Source organism: Rhizobium sp. RHZ02 (assembly GCF_014851575.1).
Lineage (GTDB): Bacteria > Pseudomonadota > Alphaproteobacteria > Rhizobiales > Rhizobiaceae > Rhizobium > Rhizobium altiplani.
The window spans coordinates 434,972-450,533 of record NZ_JACUZX010000002.1 but is presented as its reverse complement, the minus strand read 5'-3'; the positions used below and the strand labels follow the sequence as shown (position 1 = coordinate 450,533).

Annotated in this window: 18 protein-coding genes; 8 read left to right on the top strand and 10 right to left on the bottom strand. The window is 61.1% G+C overall.

The features are described from left to right. Positions 1–42: 42 nt before the first annotated feature. Entirely contained in the window at positions 43–813 is a 771-nt protein-coding gene (gloB, locus tag IB244_RS05025; RefSeq protein ID WP_018857773.1) for a hydroxyacylglutathione hydrolase, read from the top strand. After that, the gene (locus IB244_RS05020; protein ID WP_113470280.1) at positions 813–1,235 is read left to right on the top strand and encodes a cupin domain-containing protein; all 423 of its coding nucleotides are present in this window, start codon (positions 813–815) and stop codon (positions 1,233–1,235) included. Before gloB ends, IB244_RS05020 begins: the two co-directional genes overlap by 1 nt. A gap of 13 nt (positions 1,236–1,248) precedes the next feature. On the opposite strand, the gene IB244_RS05015 is transcribed toward IB244_RS05020, so the two are convergent. Together IB244_RS05015 and IB244_RS05010 are read right to left on the bottom strand one after the other, a co-directional pair. Continuing rightward, a complete protein-coding gene (locus tag IB244_RS05015) occupies positions 1,249–2,142 on the bottom strand; it encodes a DMT family transporter (protein ID WP_192303266.1) in 894 nt (297 codons plus the stop codon). A 30-nt stretch (positions 2,143–2,172) separates the two neighbouring features. Further along, positions 2,173–2,949, bottom strand: a complete 777-nt coding sequence (locus IB244_RS05010) for a DUF3108 domain-containing protein (RefSeq protein ID WP_113470299.1) — start codon at positions 2,947–2,949, stop codon at positions 2,173–2,175. Between the two features lie 238 nt (positions 2,950–3,187). On the opposite strand from IB244_RS05010, the gene rpmB reads away from it, so the two are divergent. After that, on the top strand, positions 3,188–3,484 hold the full coding sequence (gene rpmB, locus IB244_RS05005; protein ID WP_024316182.1) for a 50S ribosomal protein L28: 297 nt from the start codon (positions 3,188–3,190) through the stop codon (positions 3,482–3,484). A gap of 115 nt (positions 3,485–3,599) precedes the next feature. Further along, positions 3,600–4,235 carry a queuosine precursor transporter gene (locus tag IB244_RS05000; RefSeq protein WP_113470279.1) on the top strand — a complete coding sequence of 212 codons (636 nt, stop codon included), beginning with the start codon at positions 3,600–3,602 and terminating at the stop codon, positions 4,233–4,235. 137 nt (positions 4,236–4,372) lie between these two features. Here IB244_RS05000 and IB244_RS04995 read toward each other — a convergent pair whose 3' ends face one another. From IB244_RS04995 to IB244_RS04980, 4 genes are all read right to left on the bottom strand, one after another. Further along, positions 4,373–5,404, bottom strand: a complete 1,032-nt coding sequence (locus IB244_RS04995) for an esterase-like activity of phytase family protein (protein WP_192303264.1) — start codon at positions 5,402–5,404, stop codon at positions 4,373–4,375. Positions 5,405–5,425: 21 nt separating this feature from the next. Next, on the bottom strand, positions 5,426–7,327 hold the full coding sequence (cobT, locus tag IB244_RS04990; protein ID WP_018857766.1) for a cobaltochelatase subunit CobT: 1,902 nt from the start codon (positions 7,325–7,327) through the stop codon (positions 5,426–5,428). 12 nt (positions 7,328–7,339) lie between these two features. After that, a complete protein-coding gene (cobS, locus tag IB244_RS04985) occupies positions 7,340–8,332 on the bottom strand; it encodes a cobaltochelatase subunit CobS (protein ID WP_018857765.1) in 993 nt (330 codons plus the stop codon). Positions 8,333–8,644: 312 nt separating this feature from the next. Then, a complete protein-coding gene (locus IB244_RS04980) occupies positions 8,645–9,256 on the bottom strand; it encodes a J domain-containing protein (RefSeq protein ID WP_018857764.1) in 612 nt (203 codons plus the stop codon). A gap of 100 nt (positions 9,257–9,356) precedes the next feature. Between IB244_RS04980 and IB244_RS04975 the strand changes: the two genes are divergently transcribed. After that, positions 9,357–9,638 (top strand): BolA family protein, encoded by a 282-nt coding sequence (locus IB244_RS04975; protein ID WP_026371844.1) that lies wholly within the window; start codon positions 9,357–9,359, stop codon positions 9,636–9,638. 55 nt (positions 9,639–9,693) lie between these two features. On the opposite strand, the gene IB244_RS04970 is transcribed toward IB244_RS04975, so the two are convergent. The 4 genes from IB244_RS04970 to IB244_RS04955 are packed head-to-tail and all read right to left on the bottom strand — an operon-like array spanning position 9,694 to position 13,251. Next, positions 9,694–10,173, bottom strand: a complete 480-nt coding sequence (locus IB244_RS04970) for a DUF2938 domain-containing protein (RefSeq protein ID WP_026371843.1) — start codon at positions 10,171–10,173, stop codon at positions 9,694–9,696. A gap of 53 nt (positions 10,174–10,226) precedes the next feature. After that, positions 10,227–11,537: an HlyC/CorC family transporter gene (locus IB244_RS04965; RefSeq protein ID WP_018857761.1), complete on the bottom strand. Its 1,311-nt coding sequence runs from the start codon at positions 11,535–11,537 to the stop codon at positions 10,227–10,229. Next, entirely contained in the window at positions 11,534–12,664 is a 1,131-nt protein-coding gene (aroB, locus tag IB244_RS04960) for a 3-dehydroquinate synthase (RefSeq protein ID WP_112667914.1), read from the bottom strand. The genes IB244_RS04965 and aroB overlap by 4 nt, the downstream gene beginning before the upstream one ends. Further along, positions 12,664–13,251 (bottom strand): shikimate kinase, encoded by a 588-nt coding sequence (locus tag IB244_RS04955; protein ID WP_018857759.1) that lies wholly within the window; start codon positions 13,249–13,251, stop codon positions 12,664–12,666. Before IB244_RS04955 ends, aroB begins: the two co-directional genes overlap by 1 nt. Before the next feature lie 146 nt (positions 13,252–13,397). On the opposite strand from IB244_RS04955, the gene IB244_RS04950 reads away from it, so the two are divergent. The 3 genes from IB244_RS04950 (at position 13,398) to IB244_RS04940 (ending at position 15,547) form a co-directional block, all read left to right on the top strand. Then, positions 13,398–13,574, top strand: coding sequence for a hypothetical protein (locus tag IB244_RS04950; RefSeq protein ID WP_018857758.1), 177 nt, complete (start codon positions 13,398–13,400; stop codon positions 13,572–13,574). A gap of 4 nt (positions 13,575–13,578) precedes the next feature. Then, positions 13,579–14,532: a site-specific tyrosine recombinase XerD gene (gene xerD / locus IB244_RS04945; protein WP_018857757.1), complete on the top strand. Its 954-nt coding sequence runs from the start codon at positions 13,579–13,581 to the stop codon at positions 14,530–14,532. 61 nt (positions 14,533–14,593) lie between these two features. Next, the gene (locus tag IB244_RS04940) at positions 14,594–15,547 is read left to right on the top strand and encodes an acetyl-CoA carboxylase carboxyltransferase subunit alpha (RefSeq protein WP_018857756.1); all 954 of its coding nucleotides are present in this window, start codon (positions 14,594–14,596) and stop codon (positions 15,545–15,547) included. Positions 15,548–15,562: the final 15 nt, after the last annotated feature.

Sequence of the window (15,562 nt, the reverse complement as noted above, 5' to 3'; positions counted from 1 at the left end):
TACATTCCCGATATACCCGCGATAAAGAGGCTGCCTGAAATTATGAAACCTTTGGATTTAGACGTTTTTCTCTGCCGTTCCGACAATTTCGGTGTGTTGGTGCACGATCCTGAAACCGGCCTGACGGCATCGATCGACGCTCCGGATGCAGGCGCAGTGGAGAAGGCTGCGTCCCGCCGCGGCTGGACGATCTCGCATATCTTCACAACCCATCACCATACGGACCACGTCGAAGGCAATCTCGCGCTCAAGGAACAATATGGCTGCGAGATCATCGGCCCGATCAACGAGGCGGTGGCAATCCCCGGCCTCGACAAGACCATGGCCGATGGCGATACATTCCTGTTCGGCGATCACACGGTACAGGTCATCGAGACTCCCGGACATACGGCCGGGCATATCTGCTACCACTTCGTCGACGACAAGCTGCTTTTTGCCGCCGATACGCTATTTGCGCTCGGCTGCGGGCGTCTTTTCGAGCGCCCGGCTGCCGATATGTGGCACTCGCTTCAGAAGCTTGCCGTGCTGCCTGACGAAACCGCGATCTACTTCGGCCACGAATACACACTGTCGAACGCACGTTTTGCGGTCACCATCGATCCGGACAACCAGCGACTGGTAGTCCGTGCGGCCGAAATCGAAGCTCTGCGGGCCGAGAACAAGTTCACCATCCCGACCACGCTGGCGCTTGAGAAAGAGACCAACCCGTTCCTGCGCGCCGCCGATCCGGCCATCCGTCGCAACCTGCTGATGGAGAACAAGAGCAACGAGGAAGTCTTCGCGGAGATCCGCCGGCGCAAGGACAATTTCTGATGTCGCCGGACGATATTATCCGCGAGCTTGGAATGCAGCCGCATCCCGAAGGCGGTTGGTACGTGCAGACGTTCCGAGACCTCAAGGGGGGATCGCGCGGCCACTCGACGGCGATCTACTATCTCCTGACGGCGGGGCAGCGTTCTCACTGGCACCGCGTCCGTGATGCGGCGGAAGTCTGGCACCACTATGCCGGGGCTCCGCTTGCGCTTCACTGCTCTGAGGATGGCACCAGCAGCGAGACGCTGATCCTTGGGACTGACATCCCCAAGGGCGAGCGTCCGCAGGCGATCATTCCCGCCAACTGGTGGCAGTCAGCCGAAACAACGGGCGATTACACGCTAGTCGGATGCACGGTTGCGCCCGGCTTCGAATTCGCATCCTTCGAAATGGCACCGCCGGACTGGAAGCCGGCGGATTAGAGCCTTTCAGCGTCTAGGCTATTCCGCCTTGCTCAACCATCGTGGCCTTGCGGCGAAACATCTCGTTTGCCGCAAGCACGGCACCGCCTGTCACGAGCACGCAGGCGAGGGCGATCCGCCAGCTCGGCTCGGCAAAGCCGAACAGCGTGAGGTTGAGCGTCGAGAGAAGCGGCGCGGCATAGCTTGCGGCACCCAGGATCTGGATATCGCCGTTCTTGACACCGTAGTCCCACGCATAAAAAGCCGCTCCCACAGGAAAGAGCCCGAGGCTAACCACCGCGATCCACTGCAACGCCGTTTCCGGCCAGACGGTTGTCTCGAGCCCGAGATGGCAAATGAGCGACAGGATCGAGGTCGCGATGCAGAAGCCGGTGACGACGTCGGTCGAGACCGCATCGAACCGCCGTGTCAGCAGCGAATAGCCCGACCATGTGAAGGCGCAGAGGAAAGCCGCTCCATAGCCGACAGCATAGGCGCCATCGAAATTGATGCCGTTGCGTCCGACGATCAGGAAGGTGCCGCAGAGACCGGCCAACGCCCCAGCCACATGATACCAGCGCAGTCGTTCGCCCGGCAGCAGCGCCGATCCGACGACGATCAAGAGCGGCCAGAGATAGGCAATCAGCCCGGCTTCGATGGCCGGGGCGTTTCTGATGGCCGTGAAATAGAGGAAATGATACCCGAACAGGCCGGCGATCCCTGTCACCCAGACCTTGGCCGGCTGCTTGAGCAGCGCCAGGCGCGAACGATTGAGGAGCAGCACGACGATGCCGGGAATGCTGCCGATGGCAAAGCAGATAGCCGATAGCTGGAACGGCGGCATGGTGCCTGATGCAGCTGTCAACAGCGCCAGGATCGACCACATGAGAATGGCCGTAAAGCCGATTAGCGTCGCCCGAAGCTTCACCTGTCCCCCTTCACGGAGGCCCCTGCTCCGTCAGCTTGCACCGTACTTTACAGCGGTGATCGTCACCGGTCCGTATTGCGTCGGAATACGAACATAAACAGGAGCATATACATTTGCCGCGTCTGACTTGGCAAACCAGATTTCCATCCGGCTGCTCTTGCTCAGATAATCGATATCCTTCCGCCCCTTCTTGTAGCCGGAGCGAGGGACGAACCGCACACTGCAGACGGTCGCCTTGCCGTTGAAACCCGTGGTCGAGAAATTCTGGGCACCCTTCGGCGAGAGCACGAGATCCATGCGCATCTCGCCGTCATAAATCGGCAGCTTCTGCGCGCAGACATTGGCATCTGCGGGGAAGATCAGACCCGAGATCGGATCGAGGACCGAGCGCATGTCGCTTGCCGGTACGTTGACCCAGTTGTTCGGAGGCTTTCGGGGCGGCTTCACCGTCGTCGAGGTGATATTGCCGTTGCTGTAGCGCACCTCGTATGTCCGGGCGCGCTTGCCGCTCTTGTAGTAGAGATAGTAGCGGGACGCCTGCAGTCGGTCGCCGCGCAGAACGCCGTCGACGCTCGTCTTGGCGGAGATATTGGTAACGAGATCGGCAAGGCCGGCCGAGCTGATGTCACCCGACACCTGGTAGCTCTTGTCGTCCTCGATCTTCGTCAGGAAAGCGGCGCGCGCAATCGTCAGAATACCGAGCGAGACCCTGTATTCCGTCCGATGCACGATCTCGCTCGCGCTGGCCGGAATGGCCATCAGCGCCGCGACCCCGGAAACAAAAATGCGTTTGCCCAGATGAGCCATGAAATGAACCTTATTCAAGCGGCTGGTAAAGCCGTTCATCACGGTCTATACGCCTGAGTCACGACGAAGCAAACACAAGCTTTTTGACAGAATTGCGGGAAACGCCAAGGTTTGGCTTGACGCACGCGGCCTGTCTGACTATAGAACCGCAACTTTCCAATCATGGCCTGTTGGATTGGTAGCCCGATTTTGCGCGGGTCTGCAACCGATGGCCGAGAAAAACAAGAATAGGTGTTCCATGTCCCGCATGTGCGAATTGACCGGCAAGGCAGTCCTGACTGGTAACAATGTCAGCCATGCCAACAACAAGACCAAGCGCCGGTTCCTCCCGAACCTGTGCCAAGTTACGCTGATCTCCGACGCGCTCGGCCAGCGTTATCGTCTTCGCGTTTCGGCTGCTGCTCTTCGTTCCGTCGAGCATCGCGGCGGTCTCGATGCCTTCCTGCTGAAGGCAAGCGAAAATGAACTGTCGATGCGCGCTCGTCTGCTGCGTCGCCAGATCGTCAAGAAGACTGCCGAAGCTGCTGCTGCGTAAGCTTCGACCGCTTCTTCTTCATACGGCTTCAAAAGGCTTGCACGGATAATATCCGGACAAGCCTTTTGCTTTGCCGATTGTTCCTCGAACTGGTGGCATACCCCAGGATAAAAAAATGCTGACGACTCGCTCTACGCTGATCTATGTCGCACTGATGACGCTGGTCGTCGTCGCCTCGAACTTCCTCGTCCAGTTCCCGCTGCATGCCGAGCTCGCCGGCATCAACCTGGCCGACATCCTGACCTGGGGCGCCTTTACCTATCCGGTCGCCTTCCTAATCACCGATCTGACCAACCGCCAGTTCGGCCCGCGGGCTGCCCGCAAGGTTGTCTTCGCCGGCTTCGTCGTTGGCGTGACGCTGTCCTTCTATACCTCGGTTCCGCGTATCGCGATCGCCTCCGGCTCGGCCTACCTCGCTGGGCAGTTGCTCGATATCTCGGTCTTCAACCGCCTGCGCCGGCAGGCCTGGTGGCGCGCACCGCTCGTCGGTTCGCTCATCGGGTCGATGCTGGACACGGTGATTTTCTTCTCCTTCGCCTTTGCGGCCTTCTTCGTCTTCCTCGGCCCGAACGATCCCTTCGCGCTTGAATCGGCGCCAATCCTCGGCGTCTTTTCCGCTGCAGCACCGCGCTGGATTTCCTGGGCGATTGGCGATTTCTCGGTAAAAATGATCGTCGGCCTCGTGATGCTGCTGCCCTATGGCGCACTGATGAACGTGCTGCGCCCGATGCAGGCCGCACCCGCCAACTAAAAAGCCGAAGCCACTATCTCGGACGGACGACGGAGCCGATGCTCCGCCGTTTTGCGTTCGAGCACACGGAAACTCGCTGAACGATTGGCTATTCTGCGGCTACGCTGCTTCCAGTGATCGGCGACTGATGCCAGGTTTCAATTCTGTAAGCGAGCCGTGTCGCCGGCTCGCGGTTCCACCAACCGGAACTCCAGCATCAGATTTCGCTGCAGGATGGAGTGATTGTCATCGGAGACGATCACTACATGCGTGGTGCCGTCTTCGGCTGCGAAGGCATCCAGACCTTCCATATTGTCGATCTGGTAGCTGAAGTCGCCCTGCAGCAATATCTCGCCGTCCATGACGACGCTCGGGCGGATGTCGGCCGCCTTGATGCGGCGAATGCGCATTCCGATACCTTCCGCCATGTTGAAACGGCGCTCCAGGAGCAGGAGATCACCATTCGGCAGGAAGGCTCCGTCCGTCGCGTCGAAATCGCCATAGTGAGCGAGCGACAGGCGTCCCTTCTGCGGCCCGTCCAAGATCGCTGCATAGGCATTCCCGTCGGCATCCAGGCTGCGTTCCGCGACGATCAATGTGCCCCCTTTCAGAACGCTGTCGACGGGCGCAACGGCGATCGTCTCGAAGCCGCGATTCCCCCGCAGCGATTTCTTGGGAAAGGGAATCGGAAGGGCATCGATCGCACGCGATGTCTCGAAACCCGGATCGGGATAGACATCGACGCGATGATCCTGCTCGAAGGAAACGAGGATCCGGTCGCCATGCAGCGTCAGGCCCTCGGCATCCATATACCCCTTGCCTTCGAAGCTGCGCCCCACGCGGTTCTTAATCGGCGTGATGGCGACTTCGGCGAGACCCGACAGGCGTCCCTGCGGATCGCGTTCGATATGGCCCGTCATCCAGTGACCGGTGTCCAGCACGCCGACGAAATGCGTCTTGTCCGATCGAAACCGGATCGACGACAGAGAGCCGAACAGTCGCTGCGGCGAGACCATTTCCAGCCCGCCGAGAAACTCGAGCGAGCCGAACTTGATCTCATCGGAGCCGATCTTGAATTCGGTGATGACGCGACTGCGGACCTCGACGTCGCCCTCGGCAAGCGCCGACGACATGAGAGCCGCCAGCCCGAAAGCAATTGACATCAGGCTGGCGAAGGGCTTCCGGAGCATCCAGAAAGCGTCCTTTCGCGGTCAACCGGCGCGGCGGAGGCGACCGCCCCGCGGCTGGGCGGTCTTATCTTCAAACAGCGACGCAAGCTGCTCGGTCATGGCACCGGCCAGCTCGTCAGCATCGACGATCGTTACGGCGCGCCTGTAATAGCGCGTCACGTCATGGCCGATGCCGATTGCCAGCAGCTCTACCGGTGAGCGCGTCTCAATCCGGTCGATGACGGCACGCAGATGTCGCTCCAGGTAGTTGCCCGGATTGACCGACAGCGTCGAGTCATCCACCGGCGCACCGTCGGAGATCATCATCAGGATCTTGCGCTGCTCACGGCGGCCGATCAGGCGGTTATGCGCCCACATAAGCGCTTCGCCGTCGATGTTCTCCTTGAGCAACCCTTCGCGCATCATCAGGCCGAGATTGGGCCGCGCGCGACGCCAGGGCGCGTCGGCCGACTTGTAGATGATATGCCGCAGATCGTTGAGACGGCCCGGCGTCTGCGGCTTGCCGCTGGCAAGCCACTTCTCGCGCGCCTGTCCCCCCTTCCAGGCCTTCGTCGTGAAGCCCAGGATCTCGACCTTGACGCCGCAACGCTCCAGCGTGCGGGCCAGGATATCGGCGCAGGTGGCGGCAACCGTGATCGGACGGCCGCGCATCGAGCCCGAGTTGTCGATCAGAAGCGTCACCACCGTATCGCGGAACTGCGTGTCGCGCTCCATCTTGAAGGAGAGCGCCTGCATCGGGTCGATGATCATGCGCGTTAGGCGTGCCGGGTCGAGATAGCCTTCCTCGAGATCGAAATCCCAGGAACGGTTCTGCTGCGCCATCAGGCGGCGTTGCAGGCGGTTGGCCAGTCGACCGACCGCGCCCTGCAGGTGCGCAAGCTGCTTGTCGAGGAAGGCCCGCAGGCGCTCGAGCTCGGCCGCGTCGCAAAGCTCTTCGGCGGTAATCGTCTCGTCGAACTCCTCGGTGAAGACGTGGTAGTCCACCTTCTCGTTGAAGTCGTCGAAGGGCGTGTTCGGACGGCGGGTCTCGCCCGGCGTCTCGGAATCTTCCTCGCCTTCTTCCTGCATGTCGTCGTCGGAGATCTCGGCGCCTTCGGTCTCGCCGTCCTCCATCTGCTCGTCGGCGACCTCGCTGTCCTCTACGGGCGCGGCATCCGAACCCGCATCGTCATCGACCTCGTCCTGATCCTGCTCGTCGCCGTTCGGCTGGTCTTCCTGCTCCGATTCATCGTCGGACTCTGGCTGACTGTCGTCGTCACCGTACTCTTCCGCCATTTCCATGGCGGAGAGCATGTGGCGGATCACCTTGGAAAAGGCCTGCTGGTCGCCGATGACGGAGGGAAGGTCGTCGAGGTCGGACCCAGCCTTCTCCTCGATGAACGAGCGCCAGAGATCGAGCACTTTGCCGGCGGAGGCTGGCGGCTTCTCGCCCGTCAGCTTCTCACGCACCATCATGGCCATCGCTTCGCCGATCGGCGCGTCTTCCTGCCGCTCGATGCCGGAGAAATTCGCCTTGGAGTATTTCTCGTCGGTCATCGTCCGGAGATTCGTGGCCACGCCTTCCATCCGCAGAGCACCGATCGATTCCACGCGCGCCTGCTCGACGGCGTCGAAGATTGCCCGCGCGTCGGAGCCTTGCGGGGCCATCGTCGCATGAACCTTGTCGTCGTGGCATGCGAGCCGCAGCGCCATCGAGTCGCCGAGACCGCGCGTAATCGCCAGCTCACGCATGGTCGGGCGCTTGGAAAGCTCCGGCAGACGGATCCTTTCGGCCGTCATTCCAGGGCGTTCATTGGCGAAGGTCACCTCGACGTCGCCGTCGCCGGCGATCGCGCGCACACTGCCGGTTATCGCCCGGCGCAACGGCTCGACGTCGACAGGCGAGCCGGGCTTTGCTTTCGAATTGTCACCGCGAGCAGCCATGATCGGTTGGCCTTAGGCCTCCAGGACGATGTTGGCGGCGCTTTCCTTCAGCTCGACGCCGAAGGCGCGCTGGTAATGCTCGGCAACCAACGGACGCTCCAGCTCGTCGCACTTGTTGAGGAAGGTGGTGCGGAAAGCGAAGGCGATGTCACCGAAAATCTCGGCATTCTCGGCCCAGGTGATAACCGTACGCGGGCTCATGACGGTCGACAGGTCACCGTTCATGAAGGAAGCACGGGTCAGATCGGCGACGCGCACCATCTTGGAGACAAGATCGCGACCTTCCTTGTTCTTCCCGAAGCTCTTCACCTTTGAAGCGACGATGTTCACTTCATGGTCGTGCGGCAGGTAGTTCAGTGTGGTGACGATCGACCAGCGGTCCATCTGCGCCTGGTTGATCTGCTGCGTGCCGTGATAGAGGCCGGTCGTGTCACCAAGACCAATCGTGTTTGCCGTCGCAAACAGGCGGAAGGCTGGGTGAGGACGGATGACACGGCTCTGGTCGAGCAGCGTCAGGCGGCCGGACGATTCCAGCACGCGCTGGATGACGAACATGACGTCAGGGCGGCCGGCATCGTATTCGTCAAAGACGAGCGCGACATTGTGCTGGTATGCCCAGGGCAGGATGCCGTCCTTGAATTCGGTGACCTGCAGGCCGTCCTTGAGCACGATTGCGTCCTTGCCGACGAGGTCGATACGGCTGACATGGCTGTCGAGGTTGATACGCACGCAGGGCCAGTTGAGGCGGGCGGCGACCTGTTCGATGTGCGAGGACTTACCCGTGCCGTGATAGCCTGAAATCATCACGCGTCGGTTATGGGCGAAGCCGGCAAGAATGGCGAGCGTCGTCTCGCGGTCGAAGAGATAGTCGGGGTCGAGGTCCGGAACATAGGCGCTGCCCTGGCTGTAGGCCGGCACGCGAATGTCGGAATCGATACCAAAGACCTCCCTGACCGAAACGGTGGTGTCCGGAAGCTCCGAAATATCAAGGTCAATCTTGCTCATCATGTCTCCAAGGCGGGTGCCCGACACCCGGCCATACTGTCTCAGCCCATTTCGCAACCATGACGCCGCAGTTTACCCCGCGCTCGTTCATGTCGGAACGTCGGCGATGCTTCTCCGGGACTGAAACGAAACCTCGGGGGCGATAATCTACCGCTAGCGAGCATTCTTGAACAAAGTCCCGGACAAGAAACGCCGCGCCCGGAAGTGGCCGAGGCGCCTGTGGGACAAACGCAGAAACTTATGCCGCGGTTGCCTGCAGCCTCAGCCGATTTGGGACCATACCTGATTGAAGACCAAGAGCAAGGACGGGAATTAACAAAAACCGTTCTGCTTCAATAATTGATAGGCCTGGATGACGGCGCGGAAGCGTTCCTCCGAGCCGCGGTCGCCGCCATTGGCGTCGGGATGGTGCTTCTTGACCAGTTCCTTGTAGCGGCTCTTGATCTCAGAGGAGGTGGCGCTGGCATCAAGCCCCATCGTGTCGAAGGCCTTGGCTTCCAGGCTTTTCAGCTTGCGCTGCTCGGGAAAGCGCGGGCCGCTCCCCTTGGTGCCATTGACGAAGCCGAAGGGATCGCGCACCCGGTAGGAGCCCGAGCGCATATCGGAATGCAGCGGGCTGTTCTTGGCGGCCTTGTTGACGCCGACCGTCCAGGTCGGGCGATGCCCTGTTATCGCTTCCTTCTGGTAGCGCGCAATCTCGCCGTCGGAAAGGCCGGAGAAGTAGTTGTAGCCCTTGTTGTATTCCTTGACGTGCTCGAAGCAGAACAGGAAGAACTGTCCCTCGGCATTGCGTCCGACGGGAGCGCGATGCACGCCTTTTTTGTCGCAGCCATCCCACTGACAGGCAGGGGGTGCCTGTTCGGTTTCCTGCTCGCGTTTGCGGCGGGTGCGGATGCGGTCGAAATATTTGGAATCGAGTCTCATGACGGCGCTAATTATGGGCCTGCGAAGAGGCGACAACAAGAATTGACAAACCGGAATGTTGCTGGCTTGGTGGGAACCTTTTTCGCAAAGCAACGAGACCATGACACTGCAGACCCGCATCGAAGAAAAGCTGACCGCCGCGTTCGCGCCGGAGCGCCTCAGCGTCATCAACGAAAGCCATCTTCATGCGGGCCATCAGCCTGACATGACGGGCACCGGCGAGACCCATATCCGGGTGCGCATCGTATCCGCCAAGTTTGCCGGCATGCCGCGACTGGCGCGGCACCGTGCGATCACGGAGCTTCTGAAGCCAGAACTGGATGCCGGATTGCATGCACTCGCCGTCGAACCCGCAGCCCCTGGGGAGCCGGTGCGCTGGTAGGCGGCTGCGTGAATATAGGAACTGGGCGGCGCTCTCCCAAGAGCGCCGCAAAGACTTAGCGGATGAGAAGCGCCGTGCCGTAGAGCCCGAGCGCAAAGAAGGTATGCGCAACGAGATTGAGAACGCGCACCTTGTTCGGATTGGGCGTCTTGGAGGCCGCCACTCCGAGCCCCATGCCCGGCTGCATCAGGAACCAGCCGGCGCCGACGGTGACGATGGCGAAGATCCAGGCAGGCAGGAAAGTCGGCGTATCGAGCCAGGCGGAGCCGACGATCAGCACCAGCAGCAGACCGTAGATAATGCCGACGGCATAATGGCCAATCCAGCCGAGCGCCCGCTCGTGCCGATAGGGTTCGGCGGCATTGATGTCGTCGTGAAAGACGCGGCCCTTGGCCACTTCCCTGAACCAGCGCCCGGCCGGCGCCCAATTCGGCAGCCCGCCACCAGACGTGACGCCGTAGAGCACGGTCCAGATATCCATGAGCGCGGTCGCGCCGATACCGATGATCACAGAGCGCCAGATAATATCAAGCATGTGAAATCCCATCAAAAATGTGCCGCCGGCCCCCTCGGCCAGATCGGCGAAGGTCAGGCCGGCTTCGCCCCGTCCTCCTCGGCCGAGCGGATACGAAGCCTGGTGATACGGTTCTTCTCGCGCTTCATGACGATGAAGCGCTTTCCATGAAAGGTGAAGGCCTGGCGCTCTTCCGGAATGGTCATGGATTCGTGGATGACCAGACCAGCGATCGTCGTCGCCTCCTCATCCGGCAGGTGCCAGTCGAGCGCCCGGTTGAGATCGCGGATCGGCACCGTTCCGTCGACGACGATCGAGCCGTCGGCCTCCTGGCGCACGCCCTGCATCTCGATATCGTGCTCGTCGGAAATATCGCCGACAATCTCTTCCAGAATGTCCTCCAACGTCACGATGCCCTGCACCTCGCCATATTCGTCGACGACGACGGCAAAGTGCTGCTTGCGGCGCAGGAAGGCGTTGAGCTGGTTCTCGAGGCTGGTGCTATCGGGCACAAACCAGGGCTTCTGGGCGATCTTCGAAATGTCGAGATTCTCCGGCTCGACATTCGGCTCGGCAAGCGCCCTCAGAAGATCCTTCGCATGAACAACGCCAATAATATTATCCGTCGTGCCACGCCAGAGCGGCATGCGGGTAAAGGGGCTTTCAAGGATTGTCCGTACGACGACCTCAGGCGGATCGTCGGCATTGATCGCCCGCATCGCGGTGCGGTGGACCATGATGTCGGAGAGCTCGAGTTCGCCGAGATCAAGGACGCCGCCCAGACGGTCGCGGTCCGCCTTCACCACCGATCCTTCGCGATGCAGCAGATCGACGGCGCCGCGCAGTTCTTCGTGCGCGGAGAGCATCGAGACTTCGCGCGAGAGATTGATGCCGAAGAGCGACAATATCCGGCGAACGATCGCATTCACAAAGGACGAAACCGGACCGACGACGGCGACAAACATCTTGACTGCAGGAGCCGTGTTCAGCGCAAACCGATCGGGGGTGGAAATCGCCCAGCTCTTCGGCAGCACTTCGGCGAAGATGACCAGGATGACGGTCATCGCCAAGGTGGCGAGCGCCACGCCGGAATTGCCGAAGACGCCAAGAAACAGGCTGGTCGCCAGCGACGAGGACAGGATGTTGGCGAGGTTGTTGCCGATGAGCAGCGCGCCGATCAGTCGGTCGCGGCGTTCGATAAGCTGACGCACGATCCCCGCACGTTGCTCGCCGTTGGCTTCGAGCGTGTGGATGCGGCTGCGGGAGACGGCGGTCAGCGCGGTCTCCGAGCCGGAGAAGAACGCCGACATGAGGACGAGGGCCACGATAGAGACAATTTCCGGCCAGTATGCGGAAAAAAATGCCAACGTGCCGTCGAGGGTCATCGCGGGTGTTTCTCCTTGAGGAAGCTCAGCACTTCCGACGCAGGTACGTCATCGGCGACGAAGGACTGCCCGATGCCGCGGGTCAGGATGAAGGTCAGCTTGCCGCCCTTCACCTTCTTGTCCTGGGCAATCGTGTCCATCAGCATTTCGGCCGGCGGCAGCGCTCCCGGAATTTCCGACATGCGGGTGGGCAGGCCGACGGCCTTCAGGTGGGTTTCGACACGGCGGGCGTCATCCGTGCTTGCCAGGTTCATGCGCGCCGAGAACTCGTGCGCCAGAACCATGCCGATCGAAACACCTTCGCCATGAACGAGGCGAGCGCTGTCATAGGCGGTCGCAGCCTCCAGCGCGTGGCCGAAGGTGTGGCCGAGATTGAGGAGGGCGCGTTGTCCAGTTTCGCGCTCGTCGGCAACGACGACATCCGACTTTGCCTGACAGCTGGTGGCAATCGCCTCGATGCGCGCGGCACCGCCGGCAAAGACTGCCTGCCAGTTGGCTTCCAGCCAGGAGAAGAAATCAGGCTTGTCGATCAGTCCGTATTTCGCGACCTCGGCGTAGCCGGCGCGAAACTCGCGAGCGCTCAGCGAATTCAGGACATCGGTATCGGCGAGCACCAGATCCGGCTGATGAAAAACGCCGATCAGGTTCTTGCCGTGGCGGCTGTTGATACCCGTCTTGCCGCCGACCGAGGAATCGACCTGCGACAGCAGCGAGGTCGGAACCTGCACGAAACGCACGCCGCGGCGCACGATGCCCGCCGCAAAGCCCGTGAGGTCGCCGATAACGCCGCCGCCAAGGGCGATCACGTAGTCGTTGCGCTCGATCCGCGCTTCGAGGACCTTGTCGCAAACGGTCATCAGGTGCTCGAAGCTCTTGGTCTTCTCGCCCGCCGGAAGCACGAGGGTGGCAGACGCGATGCCCGCCGCCTCGAGGCTTTGAACCAGCGCATCCAGATAGAGCGGCGCCACATGTGCGTCGGTGATGACAGCCGCCTTGCGGCCCTTCAGGCGCGAGGCGATCTCAGTACCGGCGCGTGCGATCAGGCCCGGCCCGATCAGGATATCGTAGGCGCGCTCTCCGAGCGGTACGTGAACCTTGCGTTCGGAGGCGGAGGCATCAGCATTCATCAGGCTGCACTTTCGGTTCGGGCGTCGATCACGGCTTTGAGTACTTCTTCCGCCATCAGTTCCTTGCGCACATCGCGCGAGAGGACGGTGAGGTCGGCGAGCTCGTAGATCGGATAACGCGCATTCATCAAGTTTTCGAGGGTCTGCTTGGGATTCTCGGTCTTGAGCAACGGCCGCGTGTCACGCTTGTTGACCCGCTCCCAGAGAACGTCGAGGTCGGCCTTCAGCCAGACGGAGACGCCGCCCTTCTTGATATGCTTGCGCGTCCGGTCGTTGATGAAGGCGCCGCCGCCGGTGGAGACCACCCGCGGACCATTCTTCAACAGGCGTTTCATGACGCGGGTTTCGAGCGCCCGGAATTCATCTTCGCCATAGGCGGCGAAGAGCTCACCGATGGACATGCGGGAGACCCTCTCGATCTCGGCGTCGCTATCGACGAAAGGGATGCCGAGCTGATGCGCGACGATCCGGCCGACGGAGGACTTGCCCGCGCCCATCAATCCGACGAGGATCAGGTTACGAGAACCGAGCGCAGCACGAGCCCTGTCTTTCAAGCTTTCGGCAACGGTCAGAACTGGGTCGCTCATTGGTCCATTCACACTTTGTTTGCGAACGGTATCGACAAATGCAGGTGTAGCGTCAAGTCGCGGGCAAGGGAAACGTGGTTCAAATGCACCTTCTTGCACTTGCAAACATGCTTCTTCATAAAGAAGCAGAGCCATGGAGTCGCTGAATGCCAAGTCTGTTCCGTTTTCTCGCCATATTGGCGATCATCGCCGGTGCGATATACGGAACGATGTGGGCATTGGTTGCTTTTGTCGAGCCACAGGAGCGCGACGTGACGATCCGCCTTCCGTCCGAGCGGGTCAATCCTCCGGCCACCGGCGCCATCAACCCGTCCAAGAAGTGAGACAATGAAGGATCTCGGCTGGGTTCACGTCGAAGCCTTTCTGGAAATGATGAGCGCGGAGCGGGGCGCTGCGGCCAATACACTCTCTTCCTATGAGCGGGATCTTGACGATCTGCACGGTTTCCTGAACGGCAAGGGAGTGCGCCTGCTGGAGGCGGCGTCGGCCGATCTTTCGGCCTACCTGTCTTCCCTTGCCGCCCAAGGCTTCAAGCCTTCCTCGCAGGCGCGGCGACTGGCGGCAATGCGCCAGTTTTATAAGTTCCTTTACGCCGAGGGTCTGCGCACCGACGATCCGACCGGCGTTCTCGATGCGCCGAAGAAAGGCCGGGCTCTGCCGAAAACGATGGGGGTCGACGAAGTTGGCCGGTTGCTCGAGCAGGCGGAAACCGAAGCGCAGGATTCCGCGCCCGGACAGTTGCAGCGCCTTCGCATGCTGGCCCTGCTCGAACTGCTCTACGCAACGGGGATGCGCGTCAGCGAACTCGTCTCGCTTCCGGCCCGCGTGCTCGACCAGGACGGACGCTTCCTGATGATCCGCGGCAAGGGCAACAAGGAACGGCTTGTGCCGCTATCGCAGTCGGCGATCGTGGCGCTCAAGCTCTACGGCCGTATGCTCGCCGCTGAAAACGACGCCGCCAAAGTGCTGCAGGAAAGCCCTTGGCTGTTTCCCGCAGCGTCCAAGGAGGGCTATCTGCCGCGTCAGGTTTTCGCGCGTGATTTGAAAAATCTTGCGATCCGGGCAGGTCTTACCCCATCTATGATCTCGCCGCATGTCATGCGGCATGCATTTGCAAGTCATCTTCTCGCCAATGGCGCGGATCTTCGCGTCGTTCAGGAACTGCTCGGCCACTCGGACATTTCAACCACGCAAATCTATACGCATGTGTTGGAGGAACGGCTTCAACAACTGGTCCAAACGCACCACCCCCTTGCCAAACAGGACAAAAAGCAGGAATAGGACCGGCGACAAAGGGCGAGCTCATCAAACTAGCCCCGGCAAAGGAACGGAAACGCACCTCATGCACAACTATCTCGACTTCGAAAAGCCGATCTCCGACCTCGAAGGCAAGATCATCGAACTGAAGAAGCTCGCCACGGAAGACGAGAGCATCGACACGTCAGATGAAATCGGCAGGCTCGAAGTTCGCGTTCGCGAAGCGATGGTCGACATCTACTCGAAGCTCAACGCCTGGCAGAAGACGCAGGTTGCGCGCCATCCGCAGCGACCGCATTTCGTCGACTATGCCAAGACGCTGTTTCAGGAATTCACGCCGCTTGCCGGCGACCGCAAGTTCTCCGAAGATGCCGCAATCCAGGCAGGCCTTGCCCGCTTCCGCGGCCAGCCCGTCGCCGTTCTCGGCCAGGAAAAGGGCAACGACACGAAGAGCCGCCTGAAGCACAATTTCGGCAGCGCCCGCCCCGAAGGCTATCGCAAGGCGATCCGCGTTCTCGAGATGGCTGACCGCTTCGGCCTTCCTGTTATCACGCTCGTTGACACGGCAGGCGCCTATCCGGGCGTCGGCGCCGAAGAGCGTGGCCAGGCCGAAGCCATCGCCCGCTCGACGGAAATGTGTCTCTCTGTGAAGGTACCGATCGTTTCCGTCGTCATCGGCGAAGGCGGCTCGGGCGGCGCGATCGCGATCGCCACCGGCAACCGCGTCTACATGCTGGAGCATGCGATCTACAGCGTCATCTCGCCGGAAGGTGCAGCCTCGATCCTCTGGCGCGATTCCGCCCGCGCCAAGGAAGCCGCCACCAACATGAAGATCACGTCCGAGGACCTGAAGGCGCTCGGCATCATCGACGGCGTCATCAGCGAGCCGCTCGGCGGCGCGCATCGCGATCCGGACAGCGTGATCGCCACGACCGGTGATGTCATTGCCAAAGCTCTGGGCGAGCTTTCCAACCGCACCGGCGAGCAGCTTCGCAACGAGCGTCGGCAGAAATTCCTCAACATGGGCCGCAATTTGTAGTGCACAAACGCGCGG